19 protein-coding genes and 1 tRNA gene are annotated in these 23,265 nt (G+C 38.1%); 15 read left to right on the top strand and 5 right to left on the bottom strand.

Annotation, left to right across the window (positions count from 1 at the left end):
* The first annotated feature begins 59 nt into the window (after positions 1-59).
* The 4 genes from ACVWYG_RS01395 to ACVWYG_RS01380 all read left to right on the top strand — a co-directional run bounded on the left by ACVWYG_RS01395 (position 60) and on the right by ACVWYG_RS01380 (position 5,043).
* Positions 60-275: a hypothetical protein gene (locus ACVWYG_RS01395; protein ID WP_457268335.1), complete on the top strand. Its 216-nt coding sequence runs from the start codon at positions 60-62 to the stop codon at positions 273-275.
* Between the two features lie 148 nt (positions 276-423).
* Positions 424-1,836, top strand: a complete 1,413-nt coding sequence (locus tag ACVWYG_RS01390) for a glycogen synthase (protein WP_457268334.1) — start codon at positions 424-426, stop codon at positions 1,834-1,836.
* 9 nt (positions 1,837-1,845) lie between these two features.
* Complete coding sequence (locus ACVWYG_RS01385; RefSeq protein ID WP_457268333.1) at positions 1,846-3,114, top strand: glucose-1-phosphate adenylyltransferase; 1,269 nt, start codon at positions 1,846-1,848, stop codon at positions 3,112-3,114.
* 138 nt (positions 3,115-3,252) lie between these two features.
* Positions 3,253-5,043 (top strand): glycoside hydrolase family 15 protein, encoded by a 1,791-nt coding sequence (locus tag ACVWYG_RS01380; protein WP_457268332.1) that lies wholly within the window; start codon positions 3,253-3,255, stop codon positions 5,041-5,043.
* A gap of 88 nt (positions 5,044-5,131) precedes the next feature.
* Here ACVWYG_RS01380 and ACVWYG_RS01375 read toward each other — a convergent pair whose 3' ends face one another.
* Positions 5,132-7,306, bottom strand: coding sequence for a bifunctional alpha,alpha-trehalose-phosphate synthase (UDP-forming)/trehalose-phosphatase (locus ACVWYG_RS01375; protein WP_457268331.1), 2,175 nt, complete (start codon positions 7,304-7,306; stop codon positions 5,132-5,134).
* A 121-nt stretch (positions 7,307-7,427) separates the two neighbouring features.
* On the opposite strand from ACVWYG_RS01375, the gene ACVWYG_RS01370 reads away from it, so the two are divergent.
* From ACVWYG_RS01370 to ACVWYG_RS01340, 7 genes are all read left to right on the top strand, one after another.
* A complete protein-coding gene (locus tag ACVWYG_RS01370; RefSeq protein ID WP_457268330.1) occupies positions 7,428-8,225 on the top strand; it encodes a helical backbone metal receptor in 798 nt (265 codons plus the stop codon).
* Between the two features lie 115 nt (positions 8,226-8,340).
* On the top strand, positions 8,341-8,571 hold the full coding sequence (locus tag ACVWYG_RS01365) for a hypothetical protein (RefSeq protein WP_457268329.1): 231 nt from the start codon (positions 8,341-8,343) through the stop codon (positions 8,569-8,571).
* 221 nt (positions 8,572-8,792) lie between these two features.
* Positions 8,793-8,874 (top strand) — tRNA-Leu (locus tag ACVWYG_RS01360).
* Between the two features lie 134 nt (positions 8,875-9,008).
* Positions 9,009-10,361, top strand: a complete 1,353-nt coding sequence (gene tig / locus ACVWYG_RS01355) for a trigger factor (protein WP_457268328.1) — start codon at positions 9,009-9,011, stop codon at positions 10,359-10,361.
* Positions 10,362-10,705: 344 nt separating this feature from the next.
* Positions 10,706-11,413, top strand: a complete 708-nt coding sequence (gene clpP, locus ACVWYG_RS01350; protein ID WP_457268327.1) for an ATP-dependent Clp endopeptidase proteolytic subunit ClpP — start codon at positions 10,706-10,708, stop codon at positions 11,411-11,413.
* Positions 11,397-12,635, top strand: a complete 1,239-nt coding sequence (gene clpX / locus ACVWYG_RS01345; RefSeq protein WP_457268326.1) for an ATP-dependent Clp protease ATP-binding subunit ClpX — start codon at positions 11,397-11,399, stop codon at positions 12,633-12,635. The genes clpP and clpX overlap by 17 nt, the downstream gene beginning before the upstream one ends.
* A 78-nt stretch (positions 12,636-12,713) precedes the next feature.
* Positions 12,714-13,577 (top strand): AMP nucleosidase, encoded by an 864-nt coding sequence (locus tag ACVWYG_RS01340; RefSeq protein WP_457268325.1) that lies wholly within the window; start codon positions 12,714-12,716, stop codon positions 13,575-13,577.
* Between the two features lie 208 nt (positions 13,578-13,785).
* Here ACVWYG_RS01340 and ACVWYG_RS01335 read toward each other — a convergent pair whose 3' ends face one another.
* From ACVWYG_RS01335 to ACVWYG_RS01325, 3 genes are all read right to left on the bottom strand, one after another.
* Entirely contained in the window at positions 13,786-14,646 is an 861-nt protein-coding gene (locus ACVWYG_RS01335; RefSeq protein ID WP_354360485.1) for a sigma-70 family RNA polymerase sigma factor, read from the bottom strand.
* 402 nt (positions 14,647-15,048) lie between these two features.
* A complete protein-coding gene (locus tag ACVWYG_RS01330; protein WP_457268324.1) occupies positions 15,049-16,593 on the bottom strand; it encodes an OmpP1/FadL family transporter in 1,545 nt (514 codons plus the stop codon).
* Positions 16,594-16,616: 23 nt separating this feature from the next.
* Positions 16,617-17,546: a hypothetical protein gene (locus ACVWYG_RS01325; protein ID WP_457268323.1), complete on the bottom strand. Its 930-nt coding sequence runs from the start codon at positions 17,544-17,546 to the stop codon at positions 16,617-16,619.
* 194 nt (positions 17,547-17,740) lie between these two features.
* Here ACVWYG_RS01325 and proS point away from each other — a divergent pair, with 194 nt between their 5' ends.
* From proS to ACVWYG_RS01305, 4 genes are all read left to right on the top strand, one after another.
* On the top strand, positions 17,741-19,213 hold the full coding sequence (gene proS, locus ACVWYG_RS01320) for a proline--tRNA ligase (RefSeq protein WP_457268322.1): 1,473 nt from the start codon (positions 17,741-17,743) through the stop codon (positions 19,211-19,213).
* 123 nt (positions 19,214-19,336) lie between these two features.
* Positions 19,337-20,479 carry a cystathionine gamma-synthase gene (locus ACVWYG_RS01315; protein WP_457268458.1) on the top strand — a complete coding sequence of 381 codons (1,143 nt, stop codon included), beginning with the start codon at positions 19,337-19,339 and terminating at the stop codon, positions 20,477-20,479.
* 37 nt (positions 20,480-20,516) lie between these two features.
* Positions 20,517-21,386: a TIGR02757 family protein gene (locus ACVWYG_RS01310; RefSeq protein WP_457268321.1), complete on the top strand. Its 870-nt coding sequence runs from the start codon at positions 20,517-20,519 to the stop codon at positions 21,384-21,386.
* A 289-nt stretch (positions 21,387-21,675) separates the two neighbouring features.
* On the top strand, positions 21,676-22,323 hold the full coding sequence (locus ACVWYG_RS01305; RefSeq protein ID WP_457268320.1) for a response regulator: 648 nt from the start codon (positions 21,676-21,678) through the stop codon (positions 22,321-22,323).
* A 12-nt stretch (positions 22,324-22,335) separates the two neighbouring features.
* Here ACVWYG_RS01305 and ctlX read toward each other — a convergent pair whose 3' ends face one another.
* Positions 22,336-23,253 (bottom strand): citrulline utilization hydrolase CtlX, encoded by a 918-nt coding sequence (gene ctlX / locus ACVWYG_RS01300; RefSeq protein ID WP_457268319.1) that lies wholly within the window; start codon positions 23,251-23,253, stop codon positions 22,336-22,338.
* Positions 23,254-23,265: the final 12 nt, after the last annotated feature.

Below are 23,265 nucleotides of genomic sequence, written 5' to 3'. Positions count from 1 at the left end.
AACCTAAAAATTTTATGCAAATACATTTATATAGTACATTTGCATCATAGAAGTTTATTATGAAAAAGTATTTAGGTTTGGGTATTGCTGTTTTAGGGTTACTTGTGGTCATAGGCTCGGTTATTTTTACTCCTTTCCATGCAATGAATGTCGGCGATTCGGGCAACAGTACCAATTTCGGCAGCATCGAGTTTTTCGCGGGCTTGATCACATTTGGAGCAGGTATAGTTGTTTTTGCAAATGCATCTGCAGCAGAAAAGGAAAATTCGAAATAATTCCGCCTTATTTTCCTAAAATATTAAAGATTTATACACAACCGATCGGCCTTGCCGACCGGTTTTTTTTTGCTTTTTAAATTAATAGCTATAGTTTGCATTGCTCAAAACAATTAGTAACTTGAGCAAGACAAAGAGCATAATATAAATGGAGATTATTCATATAAGCGCAGAGTGTTATCCGGTTGCCAAAGTTGGTGGTTTGGCAGATGTTGTTGGCGCGCTACCTAAATATCAAAATAAACTTGGTCATATCGCTAAGGTGGTAGTGCCCGCATACGATACAAAGTTTATCAGGGAAAATGACTTTGCAGTTGTTTATGATGCTTGGGGAAACTATGGAAACCACTGGTTTTCGTTCCGGATACTTAAAGAAAAAACAAATAAGTTAGGTTTCGATCTTTATATCGTTCATATCCCAGGTTTAACAGATCGGCCAAACGTTTATGGTTATCTGGATGATACGGAGCGATTCTTAGCCTTTCAGATTGCTGCTTTAGATTGGATTTCGCAATGGGAACATCGTCCCGACGTATTACATTTTCACGATCATCATACAGGTTTGGGGCCATTTATGACGGCAAACTGTGTTAAATATCAATCTCTAAATCAAACCCCAACCATATTAACCATCCACAACGCACAATATCAAGGTCAATTTGGTTGGGACAAACTATACTATATTCCCGCTTTTGATCTTTGGAAATCTGGTTTGTTAGAGTGGGAAGGAGATATCAATCCGCTTGCTTCGGGAGTGAAATGCGCCTGGCGTGTAACCACGGTATCTCCCAGCTATTTAGAAGAGATGAGATACAATGCCCGCGGCCTAGAGTCATTGTTTAATTATGAGCGTGGAAAATGTGTCGGCATTCTGAATGGCATTGATACAGAAGTTTGGAACCCCCTAACGGATCCAATGCTCGCTAAGAATTACGATTTGAAAACAGTCGAAGTAGGAAAGCTTGCAAACAAAAAAGCTATTTGTGGTGTTTTTGGTTTAGATGTGGACAAACCATTATTCGTGTTTATTGGGCGATTGGTGGATGAAAAGGGTGCAGATTTGCTACCCGATGTTTTTTACGATTCGTTGCACTATCATAAAAATAAAATAAATATTTTGGTGTTAGGCTCAGGGGATAAAAGCGTAGAAAATCGTTTAAATGACATCAAAAATGTACATTCTTCGAACTACAACGTGTACATAGGATACAATGAACAGCTGTCTCACCAACTTTATGCAGGTGCAGATTTTCTTCTGATGCCGTCGAGAGTTGAGCCCTGCGGTTTGAATCAGTTGTATTCATTGAGGTATGGGACTATACCAGTGGTAAGAAGAATTGGAGGTTTAAAAGATACCATAATAGATATTGGAGATGGCGGTTTTGGAATTTGTTTTGATCAAACCAATGTCTACGACGTTACAGATGGCATTAGTAGAGCAGTTGGGCTTTATGCAGATAAAAAAAACTTTAGAGCCATTAGGAAGGCAATTATGAAGATTGATCATTCTTGGGATAGGGCTGCTGAAGAATATATAAAACTATACCAAATATTAAAATAAATAACACTTATGACTAGTAAAGTTTTGGGCGTAATTCTTGGCGGTGGCCAGGGATCAAGATTAGCACCACTTACACAAACCAGGTCTAAGCCTGCGGTACCTATTGCGGGCAAATACAGGCTGGTAGATATTCCTATATCAAATTGCATCAACTCTGGCATTCATAGAATGTTTGTACTTACTCAGTTCAATTCTGCCTCTTTAAACAAACACATCAAGAATACATATCATTTCAGTCATTTTAGTAAGGCTTTTGTAGATATTTTAGCTGCTGAGCAGACGATAAGTAATTCAGGTTGGTATCAAGGAACCGCAGATGCTGTAAGACAATGTATGCATCATTTTGATGCGCACGAGTCCGACCGTATATTAATTTTGTCTGGCGATCAGTTGTATCAAATGGATTTTCAGGAAATGATTGATAACCACATTGCGGCAAATGCTGAGGTAACCATTGCAACTATCCCTGTTACCGCTAAAGAGGCGACCGATTTTGGAATTTTAAAAGCAAACACTGAAAATGTAATTACTTCATTTACAGAAAAACCTAAGACAGGCCTTGAAGACTGGATATCTGACACAGGTGAAGAAATGCAAGGCGAGGGAAGAAATTTCTTAGCTAGTATGGGAATTTACTTATTTAATCGCAAATACTTAATTGACATCTTAAACAATAATCCAGATGAGAAAGATTTTGGAAAGGAAATTCTTCCCAGAGCTATCGAAAATACAACCGTATTGAGTTATCAGTATGAGGGTTACTGGACTGACATTGGTACGATAGCTTCTTTTTTCGAGGCAAATTTAGGGTTGACGGACGAGTTGCCAAAATTCAACATGTTTGACAGTTCTCATACCATTTTTACAAGGGCAAGGATGCTTCCGCCTTCTAAAATTTCAGGCACCATGCTCAATAGAGCTATTATTGCCGAGGGATGTATTGTTCAGGCAGACACAGTAGAGCATTCCATTTTAGGAATTCGTTGTAGGGTTGGAAAATCAACCACCATTACCAATTCCTATGTGATGGGCAGTGATAGGTATCAAACTGCCGAAGAAATTATTGCGGCGAACGAATCAGGCACGCCATTAATAGGTATTGGAGATCGATGCTACATCAATAATGCCATTATAGATAAAAACTGCAATATTGGAAACGACGTAAAAATAAATGGTGGGGAACATCTGGCAGATGCGGAACACGAACTTTACACCATAAAAGATGGAATAGTGGTTGTAAAAAAGGGGGCGACCTTACCAAGTGGAACAGAAATTTGACCTTTAACGTAAGGTACATAGAGCCAATTTAGTTTAGGAAATTAATTTTTTCCTAAACTAAATTGGCTTTTTTTTCTTTAATCTATAGGAGATTCATTTTTCCAATTTAAAAAGCATTAAATTTTAGAAGCAACTTTTATGGCAGAAAAACACATTTACGAAACAGGAATAATTGGAAACTGTGGATTAATCGCTCACATAAATAAGAATACAAACATTAGTTGGTTGTGCATGCCAAGATTCGACAGTTCATTTGTGTTCGGCAGTATGCTAGATAAAAATAAGGGCGGTGAATTTACCATTCTTCCAAATGGGGAGTACAAATCTGAGCAATGGTACGTGGAAAATACAAATGTATTATGTACGCAGATAACTACCGATTATGGTGCTTATAAGATAACTGATTTCGCACCTAGATTTCAGCTGTATGAGCGCTATTACAAGCCACTTATGGTGATTAGAAAAATAGAGCCGGTAACAGGAGAACCAAGAATTACCGTAAAATGTAATCCAGTTTATAATTATGGTAAAACTAAACTGCGGAAATGTAGGGGAAGTAGTCATATGGATTTTGCCGGAGGAGACGAAAATCTCCAGTTAAGTACTAATGTATCATTAAATCACATAATTGAGGAACGTGCATTTGTACTTAATGAAACTAAATATCTTATTCTAACTTATGGATTTGATCTGCAAGCTGGCGTGCCGAGTACAGCAGAAGACTTTCTTCAAAAAACAGTCGACTATTGGCGTACCTGGATAAAACATTCCAATATTGCCGATTTTCATCAGGCCTTGGTAATCCGCTCGGCGCTTGTTCTAAAAATCCATCAATATGAAGACACTGGTGCAATTATAGCTGCAAGTACAACTAGTCTGCCGGAGTTTTTAGGAAGTACACGCAATTGGGATTATCGTTTTTGTTGGCTGCGCGATTCTTATTACGTGCTCACTTCCCTAAACCACATTGGGCATTTTGAAGAAATGGAAAAGTTTTTCAATTACTTAAGTGATATAAGTTACGCCGAAGACGACAGATATCAGCCTCTTTATGGCATTACTGGCGAGAAAGATTTAGAAGAAGTTGAGTTAGAATACCTTGACGGGTATATGGGTGAGAAACCAGTAAGAATTGGAAATCAAGCTTCAGAGCATATTCAAAATGACATTTACGGTCAAGTGCTTATATCCATGTTGCCATTGTACGTAGATCAGCGTTTTATATTTTCTCAACGCAATGATTCTCCAAAATGGATATCGCGCGTTTTATCGTTAATTGAGCGGACTATAGATGAGAAAGATGCAGGTATTTGGGAGTTTAGAAATATCGCAAACATGCATTGTTATAGCAATCTTTTTCAGTGGGCAGGTGCGAACGCAGCTTTAAAAATGGCCAAGCAGATTAAGAATAAAGATTTTGAAGATCGCGCGAATGTCTTGATCGCCAAAGCTTCTGCCCATATAGAAAATTGCTATGATCCAGAACGAAAGGTTTATACAAATGCGGTTGGAAGTAAACATTTAGATGCTAGCACCTTGCAGCTTATTGTAATGAACTATTTAGACCCCGCTTCTGATAGGGCTAAAAATCATCTTATGGCGTTAGAAAAGGAACTTAAAACCGAACACGGTCTTTTTTATAGATACATCCATGCAGACGATTTTGGAATACCAAAAACTACGTTTTTAATTTGTGCTTTTTGGTATGTAGAAGCCCTAGCCTGTGTGGGAAGAACCGCCGATGCAATTAGGGAATTTGAAAACATTGTTAAATATTCCAATCATTTGTTGCTGTTTAGTGAAGATGTGGATGCCGAAACTGAAAGCCAATGGGGTAATTTCCCGCAAGCTTACAGCCACGTTGGACTCATGAATGCGGCTTATAGGATTGCCACCAAATTAGATAGACCAATTTTTTTGTCGCAATAATTCTTAGCATTCCTGGTTTTTTACAAAGAAAAAGCTTAGAATCGTTGCAGTGCAATTGATTCTAAGCTTTTTTATTTACAATAATTATTTAATCAACTAGCGCCCAAAGTAATTCTCTCACTTCTTTATAATCTATCAAATAAAAACTGGCAGCAGAACTTGTGTCGCCAACCTTTATCGTAAAAGCGGTTTCAGGCAGCGCTTTAAAAATGTCTTCATCTGTATAATCGTCTCCCAAAGCCAATATAAAATCCGTTTTCCTTCCGTGAAGATAGTTAAGCGCTGCTTTCCCCTTATTCACTTCCATGTTTTTAAATTCAATAACCTTATTGCCTGGCATCAATTTTAAACCCTTATCAGCAACAAGTACACGCAAATTACTTACAATCTCATTTGCTCGTAAATCTCCTAGTCCCGCTTCAGATTTTCTATAATGCCATACTAAAGAGTAACTTTTTTCCTCGACAAAACTACCTGGAGTCCTGTCTGTGTAAGTATCTAGCAAAGCTTTAATTTCTCGCTTCCATCCGTCCGTTAATAAAGGCAGAGACGTCCATTCGTTACCTCGATATTTTTGCCATGCACCGTGTTCTGCAATAAAATTCACATCAAGATCGCCAAACCAGTTCTGCAAAGTTTGGTGTTGTCTGCCACTAATAATAACCACGTTGTTTTTTGGGTCCGAGATCAATTTATTCAGTAGATTTAACAGCTCCTCATTTGGGGTGGCTTGATCTATGTCCCCAGAAAAACCCACCAACGTTCCATCATAATCTAAAAATAGAGTCCGTTCGCTCGCGTTTTTATAATTTTCCACAATCTTTTCTCTAATCTTGCTTACAGCATGTTTGGTTTTTAATGAATTCTGAGCTTCTTTCACTTCGTTTAATTTGGAGATAAAATTGTTTACCCAATGATTTACATTGAATTTTGCCACTATGGCACGCATAGATGTCATGCGTTCTTGTTGTTGTGCTAAAGGCATTTCCAGCCCTTTAATAATAGCTTCTTTAATGTCGCTCAAATTGTTTGGATTTACTATCAGCGCCTCTGTCAGTTCTTTAGATGCGCCTGCCATCTCGCTTAAAATCAAAACACCATCGTTGCTAATTCTGCTCGCCACATATTCCTTACTCACAAGATTCATCCCATCTCTCATAGGTGTTACCAAACAAATGGCTGCGGTAGAGAATAAAGAGGAAAGCACATTAATAGGAAACGATCTATAAAAGTAATTAATTGGGTTCCAGTTTAGCGTTCTATACCTAGCATTTAAATTGCCTACAAACTGATCTATTTGATCTCTTAAACTTTTATACTGAGCAACATTATCTCTGGATGGCACAACAATCATATAGAGCTCTATTTTCTCTAAATACTCTGGATTTTGTTGGAGTAGCATTTCATAAGCGCGTAGCCTACCCATAATTCCTTTGCTGTAATCCAATCTATCAATGGACAAAATTAATTTAATGTTTTCTCTGCCTTCCTTTAAATTTGCGATTTCGATTTTGACATCATGCTGATTTGGTAAGTCGGCAAATTTTTCAGCATCTATCCCCATCGGAAATGCTTCCACCACCACAGACCGATCGTTCTCCATTAACACATTAGAAGAAGATTTTACAGACAGTAACCGGGTTGTAGTGCTTACAAAATGCCTTACATCATCGTAAGTATGAAAACCAATTAAGTCCGATCCCATTACGCCCTTTAACAATTCTTCGCGCCAAGGAATTAATCTAAAAATTTCGTAGGAGGGAAATGGGATATGGTTAAAGAAGCCGATGGTGGATTGAGGTTGTGCAAACCTTAAAATGCCAGGCAGAAGCATCAACTGATAATCGTGTATCCAAATTCTATCGTTTTCGCCCATTACGAAACTAGCCGCATCCGCAAATTTTTGATTTACAGATTTATAACTCTCCCAATAACGCTGCTCAAAATTTGCGTAAGTAACCATGTAATGGAAAACTGGCCAAAGAACCTCGTTTGAAAACCCTTCGTAGTAAAGATTGATTTCTTCTTGGGTTAGAAAAACAGGATAAAGATTTAAATGACTTAATTTTTCAATAACTTCTTGATGTCGTTCTGCAGGTACGTCTATACCAGGCCAACCAACCCAAATGGAATTTCCAGATTTGTAAACCCCACTTAGCCCAGTTGCTAGTCCACCCTCGCTTGGAATGAAAGTGTATTCGTCGTCTTTTTCAATTATCCTAACTGGTAATCTGTTAGAAATGATGATTGTTTTTTCGTTCATTATAGTTGTTATGCTGTTAATTTAACTAAAAAAAGCGGCAATTGTTCCGATTTTCTGAGGATATTAAGGGATGGACTTTTATTTAATAAGCGCTGTAGAATGGTTTTCTTACCTTTGAACAATGCAAAAAACATTCGTCGATCAGCTAAGAAACTCGGTTACAATTAATTTTCCACCGAAGCGAATTATATCTATTGTACCTTCCCAAACAGAGCTGTTGTTTGATCTGGGTTTGGATGATGAGGTTGTCGGACTTACCAAGTTTTGTATACATCCAATAGAAAAATTTACTTCTCGAACAAAAGTTGGTGGAACAAAAAAGCTCAATTTAGAAGTAATTGAACAACTTCAGCCAGATTTAATCATTGGCAATAAAGAAGAAAATAGCAAAGAAGATATCACGTTTTTGCAGCAACGGTTCCCCGTATGGATGAGCGATATTTACACCATTGAAGATGCTGTTGAAATGATCTGCCAGATTGGATCGTTGGTAGATCGCGCACCGGAGGCACATTATCTCAAACACTTAATTGAGGCGGGGTCTAGAGACTTAGCTTCATTAGCTGCACAAAATAGCGCAAGTAAGCGCGTTGCTTATCTTATCTGGAAAGATCCGTATATGGCTGCGGGCCAAAATACCTTTATAAACAGTATGCTTATCAACATTGGGGTTATAAATATGGTCAACCTAAATAGGTATCCAACAATAAGTTTTGAAGAATTAAGTGCACTAAATTGTGAGCTTGTTTTGTTGTCCTCAGAACCTTATCCATTTAAAGAGAAGCATTTTGCCAAAATAAAAGAAGCCCTGCCAAATTCCGAAGTTCTATTGGTTGATGGCGAAATGTTTAGTTGGTATGGAAGTAGAATGGTAAAGGCCGTGCAATATTTTTTTGAATTACAGAAGTCACTTCAGTAGTTCTTTGAAGGTTTCCTATTAATTCATGTCATAAAAATTAATCTAATTTAAACCGGGATGAAAAAAGCAATCTCATATTTGTTATTTGTTGTTGTTTTTTTCAGGGTATACCGCCATGAAAGACTCAGGCTCGGCAACTTGCGTTAAAGCTACCGGAATAATAGAAATGTTGGGAATGAGTTCTTTTCAATATGGAACACATATTCTAAAGGCAGCTAAAAAATCCTATGCGTTAAAAAGTAGTACTATCAATTTAGATAGTTATCTTGATAAAAGAGTTACGATGAAAGGAAAAAGAGTAGATGGCTATCCGTTAGAAGCAGGCCCAGAACGATCGTTAAAATGATTCAATTTTAATTTGATTGAAGCTCGCTTTGGAGGGTCGAAATACCATAACATGTGCTCTTTTAGGGCAGAGTTATGCAGCGTGTTATTTTTCTTTCTGGTGAGCCGTGTTGTAAACTAGGTACTTAGCTTTTTTTATGAAAATTATCTAGATAAAGTTTTATTTACTTTTTGATAATTCATTCTAATGTCTATCTTTGCAATCCAAATTAATTCCTAATTGCGGATGTGGCGTAATTGGTAGCCGCACCAGACTTAGGATCTGGCGCTTCACGGCGTGGGGGTTCGAGTCCCTTCATCCGCACAGTACTTGAAGCCGTTCCGATAACAATCGGAGCGGTTTTATTTTTTTGAACATTGATAAAAACGAAAAATCGGTGTGAAGATTGAGGGAAGTTTACCTTTAATATCACATTTTAATACTCAGACCTAAAAAAAATGAATATTACACAAGAAAAGACTGGAAACCTTACTGCGGTTGTAAAAATAAAAATGGCTCCCGCAGATTACACAGACAAGGTTGATAAAGCAATTAGAGATCAAGCTAAAAAAGCGCAGTTACCTGGCTTTAGAAAAGGGATGGTTCCTGTTGCGCACATTAAGAAAATGTATGGTAAAAGTATTTTGGTTGAGGAAGTAAATAATTTATTGAGCGACACACTTACCAATTATCTTACTGAGCAAAAATTAGAGATTTTAGGTCAGCCGCTTCCGGTAGTTGAAAAAGAAGGAGACTTTAAGTGGGATAATACTGATGAGTTTGAATTCGATTATGAGTTAGGCCTTGCTCCTGAAGTAAATGTAAACATTACTTCGAAAGATAAATTTACCCAATATGTGGTGAAAGCCGACAATGAAACGCTCGAAAGTAGGATAAAAAACATTCGAAGAAGCTATGGAAAAATGACGAATCCTGAAGTTTCAGCCGATGACGACGTATTGTATGTAGATTTAACAGAATTGGCCGCCGATGGAAGTGAAGTAGCAGGAGGATTGAGCAGTTCTGCAACCATTAGATTAGATCAGATTAAAGATGCTAAAATTAGAGCATCTTTAGTTGGATTGCAAAAAGAAGCCGAGCTCACTATCGACATTAAAGCTGCTTTAGTAGCATCTGATTTAATTGCCAAAGCGTTAAAAATAGAAGAAGACCAAGCAAGAGACGTTAGTTCTAATTTTAAACTTGTGGTAAAAAATGTAAACCGTTTAGAAGAGGCAGATTTAAATCAAGAGTTTTTTGATAAGCTTTTTGGCAAAGATGAAGTGACCGACGAGGCAGGTTTTAGAGAGAAGATAAGAGCAGAGGTAGAAGGCATGTTTCAACAGGACTCAGATCGCAAGCTTTCTAATGATATTTACGAGCAGTTATTGGCGCAACATCAGTTTGAATTGCCGGATGAGTTTTTGCGCAAATGGCTTAAAGCGACCAATGAAAAATTGAGTAATGAGGAGTTGCTTGAAGGTTATGATGACTTTGCAAAAAACTTAAAGTGGACTTTAATTGAGAATAAAATCATTAAAGACAATAAAATCGAGATCAAATACGAAGATGTTTTTCAAGCAGCTAAACAAAAAATCGATGCACAGTTTAGAATGTATAGTCCACAACCTTTGCCCGAAGATCAACTTGGTCAATATGTTGCCCAGTTTTTACAGGAGAAAGAAAATGCCAACCGAACATTTGAAGAAGTGAAAGCCTTGAAAACTTTTGAATACATTAAATCTTTGGCTACGTTAGAACAACAAGACATCGATTATGATAAATTTGTAGAAATGCAAAAGGTTAAATAGATTATAATGATGCAACTGTTACTGACGCTTTGACAGTGCGCATGATGTGAATTTAAAGAGAGCAAGCCTTAAAAAGTTGCTCTTTTTTTATGTCTAATAATTTCGCTTGACAGGATAGCAATCGAAATTACTCATTATCTGAATGTTAACGCCGCATTGCGTAAAAAATGTAAATATTTTGTAGTTTTAGAGGGATTATAGGATAATGGGTTAAATTTATCGTTTTCGATGTTAGATTAACTGGCACGAAAATTAACCAACTTAAGTAATATTCACAATTACAGAATGGGTTTTTATAAAAACGATTATGGTCATTTTTACAGCCCAATAAAGGAAACGAAACCATGAAAGCAGATTCAAAAGAATTTAGAAATTATGCCGTGAAGCACCAAGGTATTGGCGGCCTTCATGTAGATAAATTTATTGCTCAGGCCAACCTATCGCCGGAGTCGATGACGCCATATATTATAGAAGAGCGTCAATTAAATGTGGCCCAAATGGATGTATTTTCTCGATTGATGATGGACAGAATCATTTTTCTTGGAGACGCGATTCACGATCAAAATGCAAATATTATTCAAGCGCAGCTTTTGTTCCTACAATCTGCCGATGCAGAACGAGACATTCAAATCTACATTAATTCTCCTGGCGGCTCAGTTTACGCCGGACTAGGCATTTACGATACCATGCAGTATATTCAGCCAGATGTAGCTACAATCTGTACAGGTATTGCGGCTTCAATGGGTGCCGTTTTACTAGTGGCAGGGGCGGCAGGTAAACGGTCTGCCTTGCCACATTCTAGGGTAATGATTCACCAACCATCAGGTGGCGCTCAAGGGGTCGCATCTGATATGGAGATTAATTTAAGAGAGATGCTAAAGTTGAAGAAGGAATTGTATGACATCATTTCGGAACATTCTGGGCAAACATATGATTGGGTAGAAAAGGCATCTGATAGAGATTATTGGATGACTGCAGGAGAAGCTCAGGGGTTTGGTATGGTTGATGAAGTGTTATCGAGAAACGAGAAAAAAAATGGCAAAACAAAATAAAGATTCAAGATGTTCATTCTGCCATTCTGGCAAAAGTGAAACGTTGATGTTAATCGAGGGCATGGATGCCTTTATTTGTGATAAATGTGTAACTCAGGCAAATCAATTGTTGTTGCAAGAACTCGGTAATAAATCGGCAAAAAATATCCCCAATACGCTGTCTTTGTTAAAACCGTTGGAGATAAAGAATCATTTAGATCAATATGTAATAGGGCAGGACGATGCAAAAAAAGTCTTGTCTGTAGCTGTTTACAATCATTATAAGCGGCTTAATCAAAAAATAGAAAAAGACGAAATTGAGATCGAAAAATCCAACATTATGCTTGTTGGTGAAACTGGTACAGGTAAAACGCTATTGGCAAAAACAATTGCGAAAATCCTGCATGTTCCTTTTTGTATTTGCGACGCAACAGTATTGACAGAAGCAGGTTACGTTGGCGAAGATGTAGAAAGTATATTGACCCGTTTGTTGCAAGCTGCTGATTATGATGTAGCTTCCGCAGAACGTGGTATAGTTTACATTGACGAAGTAGATAAAGTTGCACGGAAGAGCGACAATCCATCTATTACGAGGGATGTATCTGGAGAAGGCGTACAGCAAGCGCTGCTTAAAATTTTAGAGGGGACTATTGTAAATGTTCCACCGCAGGGTGGAAGAAAGCATCCTGATCAAAAGATGATCCCGGTAGATACCAATAACATTTTATTTATTTGTGGTGGTGCTTTTGATGGCATCGAACGCAAAATTGCCAACAGGTTACGTACAAATGTAGTAGGTTATAAAGTTAAAAAGGAGGATGATGAGCTAGATTTAAAAAATCTTTATAAATACATCACACCTCAAGATTTAAAATCTTTTGGCCTAATTCCTGAACTTATTGGAAGAATTCCTGTGTTGTCGCATTTAAATCCATTAGATAAGGAATCGTTAAGGAGTATTTTAACTGAGCCAAAAAATTCTCTTATCAAACAATATGTAAAATTGTTTGACTATGAGGGAGTAAAGTTGGTTTTTGAAGACGATGTTTTGGATTCTATCGTTGATAAGGCAATGGAATACAAACTGGGAGCCAGGGGGCTCAGGTCTATTTGCGAGGCGATTATGCTTGATGCAATGTTTGACACTCCAACCCTAGCGGATGTGAAAGAACTGCACATTACCCTCGATTATGCGAACGAAAAGTTTCAAAAGGCAAATTTTAAGAACTTGAAAGCAGCCTGATAAACATGGAAAATCCCCTCGCTCAGCACGAGGGGATTTTTTTTAATAACTTATTTCTGGAATGTGATCTATTGAATTATGAACGAAGAAAAAGAAGTGAAGAAAGATATGATTCCTGGGATGAAGCAGAAAAAAATTAAAGAAATAGTTTCTGCGGTTAAATCTGGTTTGGTTTCCAAGGAAGAAATTGTAAACAATTGGTTGCCTAGATATACAGGGAGACCATTGTCAGAGTTTACTGACTATATTTTGCTAACGAATTTTAGCAAGTATCTGAGCATGTTTTCTGAATGGAATCAAAATGCACCTATTTATGGTTTGGATAAACCTATGCAAAGCGTTTCTGCCAATGGAATTACCATTATAAATTTCGGTATGGGAAGTCCCATGGCTGCGACTATGATGGATTTGCTTACTGCGATTAAGCCAAAAGCCGTATTGTTTTTAGGTAAATGCGGCGGATTGAAAAAGAAAAATCAGCTTGGGGATTTAATTTTGCCAATTGCAGCGATAAGGGGCGAGGGAACTTCTAACGATTACCTACCCGCTGAAGTACCTGCGTTGCCCGCATTTGCGCTCCAAAAAGCTATTTCTACCACCATTAGAGATTATGGAAGAGATTATTGGACAGGAACATGTTATACCACAAATAGACGTGTTTGGGAACACGATCGCGAATTTAAAAAATACTTAAAGACGTTGCGGGCTATGGCTGTAGATATGGAAACGGCAACCATATTCACCACAGCGTTTGCCAATAAAATTCCTGCAGGCGCGCTGTTACTTGTTTCTGATCAACCGATGATTCCCGAAGGTGTTAAAACCGAAAAAAGTGATAGTGCCATTACTGAAAACTACGTGGAAACACATTTACGCATAGGTATCGATTCATTGAAACAATTAATCAACAATGGGCTAACGGTAAAGCATTTGTTGTTTTAGTAAGGAGATTAGCATCAGCTCTTTTTTCTTTTGGACGAGATTTACCGGAGAGAGATAGGGAACATTTCACCACTTCAAAAAAAATGTTTTGCTCCATAGACGTCGTACGATCTTAGAGTATTGTTTGGTAAATCTTAATATAAAAATCTTCTAAACTAAAAAGGACCGGCAAATGCCAATCCTTTTTTTAATGTATGTGACTTGGTTTTTAACCAAGATAAGATTTTAAGATCTTGCTTCGAGAGGTATGACGTAAACGCTGCAAAGCTTTGTCTTTAATTTGCCTAACACGTTCTCTCGTTAAGTTAAATTTCTCGCCAATTTCTTCCAATGATAGTGGATGGTTAGATCCAAGCCCGAAAAACAACACGATGATTTCTCTCTCTCTTTCTGTGAGCGTAGATAAAGAACGTTTAATTTCTTCGGAAAGCGATTCGTCTATTAAGGAACTATCTGTATTCGGCTCGTGATTTTCCAACACATCTAGCAACGTGTTTTCCTCACCTTGAACAAACGGTGCATCCATCGAAACATGACGACCTGAATTGCTCAGTGTATCTGAAATTTTTTCAACAGTAGTTTCTAGGATTTCTGCCAATTCTTCAGGAGAAGGCTCACGCTCATACTCTTGCTCTAATTTAGAAAAAGCCTTGCTAATTTTACTTAAAGAACCAACCTGGTTAAGGGGCAAACGTACAATCCTGCTTTGTTCTGCGATCGCCTGCAAAATAGACTGTCGTATCCACCAAACGGCATAAGAAATAAATTTAAATCCCTTAGTTTCATCGAAACGTTTTGCAGCTTTTATAAGGCCTAAATTCCCTTCATTAATTAAATCTCCCAAAGTAAGTCCTTGGTTTTGATACTGTTTTGCAACAGAAACCACAAAACGCAAATTGGTTTTTGTTAAACGTTCTAATGCGGCTTGATCACCTTCCCGAATTTTTCTAGCTAAAATTACCTCTTCTTCTGCCGTAATTAAATCCACTTTTCCAATCTCGTGCAAGTACTTGTCTAGCGACTGACTTTCGCGATTTGTAATGGATTGCGTAATCTTGAGTTGTCTCATTTATGTGTTTTGTGCACTGTATAATATTTTCGGTTTGCAAAGTTACGAAAAATCATCAGTTTTTAAAAGTTAAAATATTGGAAATGTAAACTTTGCAGGCTTATTGTTGACCTTATTAAACCACAACAATCATTCCAGTTAAAAGTTTGTCAGCCATTTTTAGCGGCTTAATTCCATTCAGTTGTGTTTTCTAACTGAAGCTAACATTCATCTATCCTATCATTTATTCGCATCAAAATTTCAATATTTTCAGAGTTTAATCATTAACCCTCTAATTAAGACTTTGTTAATTCTCCGATCCATAAGAGTATTTAGTATCCTTCAAATAACATAAAATGCCCCATAGCAATATAACTTTGGGGCATTTAAATATTTCATACAGATTTAGAGAAAAGTTTAAGTCTAAAATCGCACGCCTAAAGTCAAGTATACATTGTCTGCAGTATTTTTAAGATCAGCAGTAGATCCGCTACCTGTAGTGGCAAAGTCTGCATACCCACTCGAAATGACGTATGGAGAGTTTGTGCTGTTATACATCGAATGTCTGTATGTCGCATCAAGATAATAATTGTCAAATCTAAAACCAACGCCTCCACTAACAGCTTGTGTGTTTACATCAATATTTTTATAAGGAGACGAAGCATAATTGTACCCTCCACGCAGCATAAACTGGCTAGCAACTTTCACTTCTGCACCTACGCGATAGTTCAAATTGCCCTTATAAGAATCGGAAATTGCCCTATTTGTATTTCTTTCCAACTCTCCGCCACCTGCCGTAAATTTGATACTGCTATAATCCACATACTCAACATCGGCCGTAAGAATTGCAGCATTTGCAACAATATAAGACACGCCTCCATTTACTCGGTACGGAGTTCTTAAGTTGTAGTTCTGGTCGTAGGATTGATCTGCATTTTTATATTCTGGAATTACCGTGCCGTCCTGTTTGCTATACCCAGTGTTCAGGCCTTCCGAATATCTGTCTGTAAGACTATACCAAGTCGGAGAAATGAAACTTAATCCTAAACGCAACGCGTCGACCGGTTTGTAAATCAATCCAACTTTAGCGTTAAATCCACTTCCCTTGGTATCTTGAAACGATCTATAGGCGAGGTTGTAACTCCCATTTAAAAAGTCTGCTTGTTGGCCAGGAAAAGTTTTAGTCAGTCCACTTTCACTGTATAATTTGTCAGAAGTAAAATCAATATTTGCAAAACCTAACGAAGCTCCAAAATAAAGTTTGTTGCTATAATTTCCTGCTACACCCAAATTGACTTCCGATTGAGAGCCGGTGTTTATTACACTAAAATTCTGCAAATTATTAAGTTGAGTGGTTGGGAAATAGCCACCAGCGTTATACTCAGTAAGAAAGTTTTTGTACGCCATTTGTTCTAACGAACCAGCATCAAAGAAATCTGCGCTTCCGTTAGGACCGGTCTTCGTACCATAATTTAACGTGGACTGATCTGCAAAATAATCCGCTATTGAACTGTTGGGATTGGTCCCCCCATAATTAATCTTTGAGTTAAAATTATTGGTTTTATTATAGCCAATCCCAAAATTAAGACTCACCCATCCGCTATTTACATCACTACCCTTCAATCTTTTAGTTGGAGAATAAAATACGGCTCCTATCTGGTTGATGCCGGCTTTACTCTGACTAGCATCAGCGTTTGTATTCAGATAAGAAGATCCAACCTTAAAGTTATTAAATTCGGGTGTGAAACTAAACTCTGATTTTGTGAAGAACCCCAAACCTGCGGGGTTTGATGAAAGCGAACTAATGTCGCCACCCAATGCTGTCTGCGCATTTCCCATGCCTTTAAAACGTGCAGTAGAGCCTTGTTCAGGCTGAGAAAAACGCAATGCATCTGCGGTGTATTGAGCATATAAAGAATTGCTGGCGAGCACTATGCCCGCCGCAATTAATACTGTTTTTATATTCATTTCAAGTGTGTGTTAAAAGATAATTATCTGCCGCCGCCTCTAGAAGGTCTTCCGCCGCCGCCACCGCCGCCGCCGCCTGATGAAGGACTTGGTGACGATGGAGGAGGGCTATAGCTTCCCCGTTCCGGTCTGCTAGATGGCTGGCTTTGAGGCTGTGGCCTGCTTTCTTGAGTTTGAGGCCTGCTCACTTCGCCTCGAGTAGGTCTAGCGCCTGTACGATTTGGTTGGGCATAAGTGTTGTTTCCAGAACCTCGTTCAGGTCTACCCGTTGCGTCGAGTGCGGGTCTACCATAATTACCAGCAGGCACAACACCAGTTCTTCCTCTATTGTCTCCGCTATATGCCGCTTGGTTTTCTCCACCACGACTTGGTCTTGGTCTAGCATTTTGATTGTTCGAGTAAATGCCTCCTCCATAATACCCTCCACCATATCCGTAATATCCGCCGCCACGTCCAAACGAGTCATAATAGGAATAAGGTCCCCAAGAATTATAACCATAAAAAGGACTTCCAAAATAGCTTCCGTAATAGAAGGGGTTATTCCAAATGCCTCCGTAATAACCCAGGCCATAGTTTAAACCAAATCCTGAGTTCCATCCCAATCCATAACCAAAGGAGTTTCCATAGAAAGAGTTTCCATAGAAAGAATTTCCATAATATGAATTGCTAAAATACGGATCATAATAAGACTGCCAAGCATATCCATTAGAAAATCTGTTTATTCTAGAGGCATAGTCCATATCCAAGTATGGGTTGCTGGTTCCGTAGTAACCATCATCGTAAACGGCAGCAGATTGATCAGGTACAGGCGAATAAACTACCTCTTGAGCCTTTGCTGTGGTGTTGTAAACATCATCCGTGGTCGAGTTATTGGCCAACTTAGGTGCTGCGCAGGAAGCCACCATCCCAGCAGTGGCAATCAACGCAATTTTTAAAAAATTAATTGATTTCATTTGTGTTTATATTTAATGTTGTGTGTGTCTAAAGAACCGAAGTCATTACAATATACGATTTTATTTCTCGATCAACGTCAGAAAACTGTAGAATTAGTTTTAAAATGTATAATGGTGTTTTTTACACATAAAGTTATAGATTTGCGACTATAATTTACACTGTTTTATACACAAATTACGTTCCAAAACCGTATATGAGCAAAGAAGTTACAAACCGTGCGACAGATTATTCGCAGTGGTATAATGATATCGTGATTAAGGCAGATTTGGCAGAGCACTCTGCAGTTCGTGGCTGTATGGTTATTAAGCCAAATGGATATGCAATTTGGGAAAGAATGCAGGCTGTTTTAGACAAAATGTTTAAAGATACTGGGCACAGCAACGCTTATTTCCCACTCTTTATTCCAAAATCCTTTTTTAGTAAAGAAGCTTCTCATGTAGAAGGCTTTGCTACCGAGTGTGCAGTAGTAACTCATTACCGACTTAAAAACGATGGAAATGGAAATATCGTTGTTGATGAAACAGCCAAATTAGAAGAAGAACTTATTGTTAGGCCAACCTCAGAAACCATAATTTGGAATACCTATCGGGGGTGGATTCAATCTTATAGAGATTTACCTTTACTAATTAATCAATGGGCGAATGTAGTTAGGTGGGAAATGCGTACTCGATTATTTTTGCGTACCGCTGAATTTTTATGGCAAGAAGGACATACCGCGCATGCAACGGCGCAAGAGGCCATAGAGGAAACAGAAAGAATGCTGCACGTTTATGCAGATTTTCTGGAAAACTACATGGCCGTACCGGTAATCAGAGGTCTAAAGTCGCCAAATGAACGTTTTGCTGGCGCGTTGGAAACCTATTGCGTAGAGGCATTAATGCAAGATGGAAAGGCATTGCAGGCTGGAACATCCCATTTTTTAGGGCAAAATTTTGCAAAAGCTTTTGATGTGAAATTTACGGGTAGAGATGGAAAATTAGATTATGTCTGGGCAACCTCTTGGGGCGTGTCTACTCGGTTGATGGGCGCGCTTATTATGGCGCATAGCGATGATAGTGGGTTAATTATACCACCAAAGTTGGCACCTACACAAGTTGTAATCGTTCCAATTTATAAAACAGATGAGGAATTGGAAGAAATCTCGGACTTTGCAAAATCTCTTACTGAAAAACTGAAGTTAGCAAATGTTTCTGTAAAGTTTGACAACAGAGATACACAAAGACCGGGTTTTAAGTTTGCAGAATACGAGCTAAAAGGTGTCCCTGTTAGAATTGCCATTGGCGCACGGGATATGAAAAATCAAGAAGTGGAAATCGCGCGTAGAGATACCAAAGAGAAACAAACCGTACCCCAAGCCAATCTAGATGAATACATTGTGCGGCTGCTTGATGAAATACAAACAAATATGTACAACAAGGCTTTAAATTTTAGAGATAGCCATATTACAAAAGCCGACAGTTACGAAGAATTTAAAAGATTGCTTGATGAAAAAGCAGGATTCATTTCCGCGCATTGGGATGGCAGTGCAGAAACCGAACAAAAAATTAAAGAAGAAACGAAAGCCACAATACGTTGTATACCACTAAATAATATGTTAGAAGATGGGATTTGCATTTATTCCGGAGCGCCGTCCACACAGAGGGTGCTGTTTGCAAGAGCTTATTAAAATAAAAGGAAATAGAATAACCTTAAAGCTCGGGTAAAAAAATGTTAATCTATCAGTGCGGAAATTAATTAAGCCTACTAATTACCGAAATACAAGGTACTCGGTTTTCACAAAAAATATAAAATTATGAAGTTTGGAACCAAAGCAATACATGCAGGACAACATCCAGATCCTACAACCGGGGCAGTAATGACCCCAATCTATCAAACATCCACTTACTGGCAAAAGTCTCCCGGAGATAACAAGGGCTATGAATATTCTAGAGGAACAAATCCAACACGCAAGGCTTTAGAAGATTGCATTGCAGCTTTAGAAAATGGAACCTATGGTTTGGCTTTTAGTAGCGGAATGGGTGCAATAGATGCTGTAATGAAATTACTGCTTCCGGGCGACGAAGTCATTACAGGAAATGATTTATACGGAGGGTCCTACCGAATATTTACTAAGGTTTTTGCCAATTATGGAATAAAGTTTCATTTTATAGATTTATCTAAGCCTGAAAATATATTGCCTTACGTAAATGCAAACACTAAAATGGTTTGGGTAGAAACTCCGACCAATCCAACCATGCAAATTGTTGATATCGCCGGAGTGGCCAGATTTGCGAAAGCACATAATTTACTATTTGCCGTCGACAATACATTTGCTTCTCCATATTTGCAAAATCCGCTAGATTTGGGTGCTGATGTAGTGATGCATTCCGTTACAAAATACATTGCAGGCCATAGTGATGTGGTTATGGGTGCGTTGGTAACCAATAATAAAGAGTTGTATGATAAACTTTGGTTTGTTTACAATGCTTGTGGCGCTACACCTGGTCCCCAAGATTGCTTTTTGGTATTAAGAGGAATTAAAACGTTACACTTGCGTATGCAAGCGCATTGTGCAAATGGAGAGAAAGTTGCTCAATATCTGAAAAACCATCCAAAGATTGATAAAATTTACTGGCCTGGTTTTGAAGATCATCCAAACCATGAGGTTGCTAAAAAGCAGATGCGTGGCTTTGGAGGAATGGTTTCGATAAGCTTGAAAAATGCAGATTTAGCAGAAACATTTAGAATTGCTTCAAACTTTAGTGTTTTTACCTTGGCCGAATCTTTGGGAGGTGTAGAATCATTAATAAACCACCCTGCCTCAATGACGCATGGTTCCATTCCAAAAGAGGAAAGAGAGAAGGTAGGTGTAACCGATAATTTACTGAGACTCAGCGTGGGCGTAGAAGACATTCAAGATTTACTAGCAGATTTAGAAAACGCATTGAAGTAGCGTTTTTGCGTTTGAAAAATTTGAAAAGCGCTAAGCTTTGGACTTTTTAACACTAAAAAATTTTCTCGACGAAAAAGTTGATCGGTACAATAGGCCAGAGTTTATTGTGAACGATCCAATTTGCATTCCGCACTTGTTTAATAATAAGCAAGATATTGAAATCGCTGGCTTTTTTGCTGCGATTTTTGCTTGGGGACAGCGAAAAACAATTATCGGCAAATGCCATGATCTGCTAAATCGGATGGATTATTCTCCCTTCGATTTTGTGGTGAATCACAGAGATGTCGATCTAAAAGGTTTGTTAAATTTCAAACATCGAACTTTCAACGACACCGATTTACTTTATTTCATCTCGTTTTTTAAGTTTCATTTTTCGCACTCAACTAGTTTAGAAGATGCTTTTATCCCGCAAAGCGGAAAATATTTAGATGGTTATTTGGAAAGTAAAGTGCACCACCGCTTAACCTCTCAGATGGAAAGTGTATGTTTAAGCAGTGAACTCGTCTATTCCATTGAAGATGCCTTAAATCATTTCAGACAATACTTTTTCTCTTTGGAAGATTATCCCCCAAGAACCGTAAAACATGTTTCTTCGCCACGGCAAAAATCTACTTGTAAAAGGCTAAATATGTTTTTACGTTGGATGGTAAGAAAAGACTCGAAAGGAGTAGATTTTGGAATCTGGAACAAGCTAAATCAGGCGAGCTTAATTTGTCCTTTTGATTTACATGTTGATAGAACTGCCCGAATGCTTGGATTGATAGACCGAAAGCACGCAGATTGGTATACTGCTGTAGAGTTAACCAATCGCCTGCGGGCGTTCGACCCGAATGACCCAGTTAAATACGATTTTGCTCTCTTTGGCCTTAGTGTAGAGAAAAATAATATTTTTTATGGTCGGAAATAATAATTTCTCGGGATATAATTGGGTTTTGATGTCCAACGAAAAAATCAATTTTTCGCAACGGTTCCGTTTTTTTTAAGTGCTCATAAATAGGTCATCCAAGCGAAGTCAGAGCAGCAAATAAAATTTAAAATTTATTATTAAGATTGATTAATTTAAGCTAATTTAGTGTGGTAAAATAGACTTTTCCAACAGTATTTTCTATTTGTTGAAAGCGAAATTTTAATTTAGATATTTGGGTGCGAATACGTTACACAATAAAAATTGAGGGTCTTGAAGATCCACAACTTAGATGAGCAAGCGAACAAATCTAAATAGGTTAATAATCTTAATCGCCGACGATCAGGAGATAGTTTTACGAGGACTAAAAAATCTTTTAACAGATTTTTGGCCTGGGGCAGTTATCCGTCAAGCAAAAACGATAACTGAACTGATGGTTGAGGTTAAGAAAAAACCCACGGTAATTATTACAGAAGTTACTTTTCCCGATGCTCAAGGGGTGAAACTGCTCAGGCGGATTTTAGACGCGCAGAGCGCGGCAAAGATCTTAGTTTTTTCTACGCTAAATGAGAGTATCTATGCGATGACTTATCTTCAACATGGTGCCGCAGGCTATTTATCTAAAAATGCACCAGAAGGTGAAATTATAGCTGCGCTGACCACCGTCTTGGCCGGAAGTAGATATTCTAGTACCACTATTAAAGAACACATGTTTAACAGTGCTTTTGGAACCACACAGAAACCACCATTTACGAAACTTTCTGCAAGAGAGTTAGAGGTGGCAGAGTTGCTGGTAAAAGGGTTTGGAGTATTGGATATTTCTAAGAATCTTAAGCTCCAAATGGGAACTGTGAGCACCTATAAACTCAGGTTATTTCAGAAATTAAAGGTTAAAAATATTATCGAGCTGGTCGAAGTAATTGCCATTTATCAATCTTAGAGAGGCCTTACATTATTTTAATAACTTGGGAAGAAAAATTTCTGCTAACATGCATCGAGCGCTCCCGCCGCCATTTTTTTCTATCGTGTAAAGGGGAGCGTAAATAATTCGGCCAAAATTTTTCAGTTTAGTGAGCTGTTCTTTATTTAAAATTTTAAAGGCTTGTTCGGACATTACAATTAACTTTTCTTCATCTTCATTCTTGATTTGCAGCACATTACCGGCAAATTTATTCATTTGATCAAACGTAATTTCAATAATTTCTTTACCTAAATTGCTTAAGCTTTCAATCACTTTTTTTCTTTCCTCTTTGTCGGCAATTGCGGCTGAGCAAATCACGGCGAAATCATCTGCTATACACATCATCACATTGCTGTGATAAATGGGAACAAGGTCTTGATCCAATCCATGAAAGACGATGGCTTTATAGTCTGTTTCCGTACAAAAATCTTCAATTACTCTTTCACTTGTCCTTACAGAAAGACAAGCATAGGCGAGTTTGTTTTTACGATCGAGCACTAAACTTCCTGTGCCTTCTAAATATAAACTTTCGGCTTCGTAGAAGCTTAGATCTATTACTTTTTTAACATAAAACTTCTCCCTCAGCAGATTTACAATATCCGCGCGCCGCTCCACCCGGCGATTTGGCGAAAACATTGGGTACAAAATTAATTCCCCGTCTTTATGCATCGATATCCAGTTGTTTGGAAAAATAGAATCTGGTGATTCTGGCTTTAGCGTGTCGTCAACCACCAACACATTTACGCCATTTTTTCGAAGCATCGAAACATACCCATCAAATTCTTGCAGTGCAAACTCCTGGACTTTACTATGGTCTGATTTCTCTTGGAACATGTTATTCACGGCCGTTAGCTTGTTGAACTTAAAGTCTACCGGGCGAATCATTAGGATGTTACTGGTTGCAGGCATATTTTTTACGTT

This window comes from Pedobacter sp. UYEF25 (assembly GCF_054061655.1).
The sequence above is the reverse complement of the archived record's forward strand: the minus strand, read 5'-3'. Positions and strand labels throughout refer to the sequence as shown.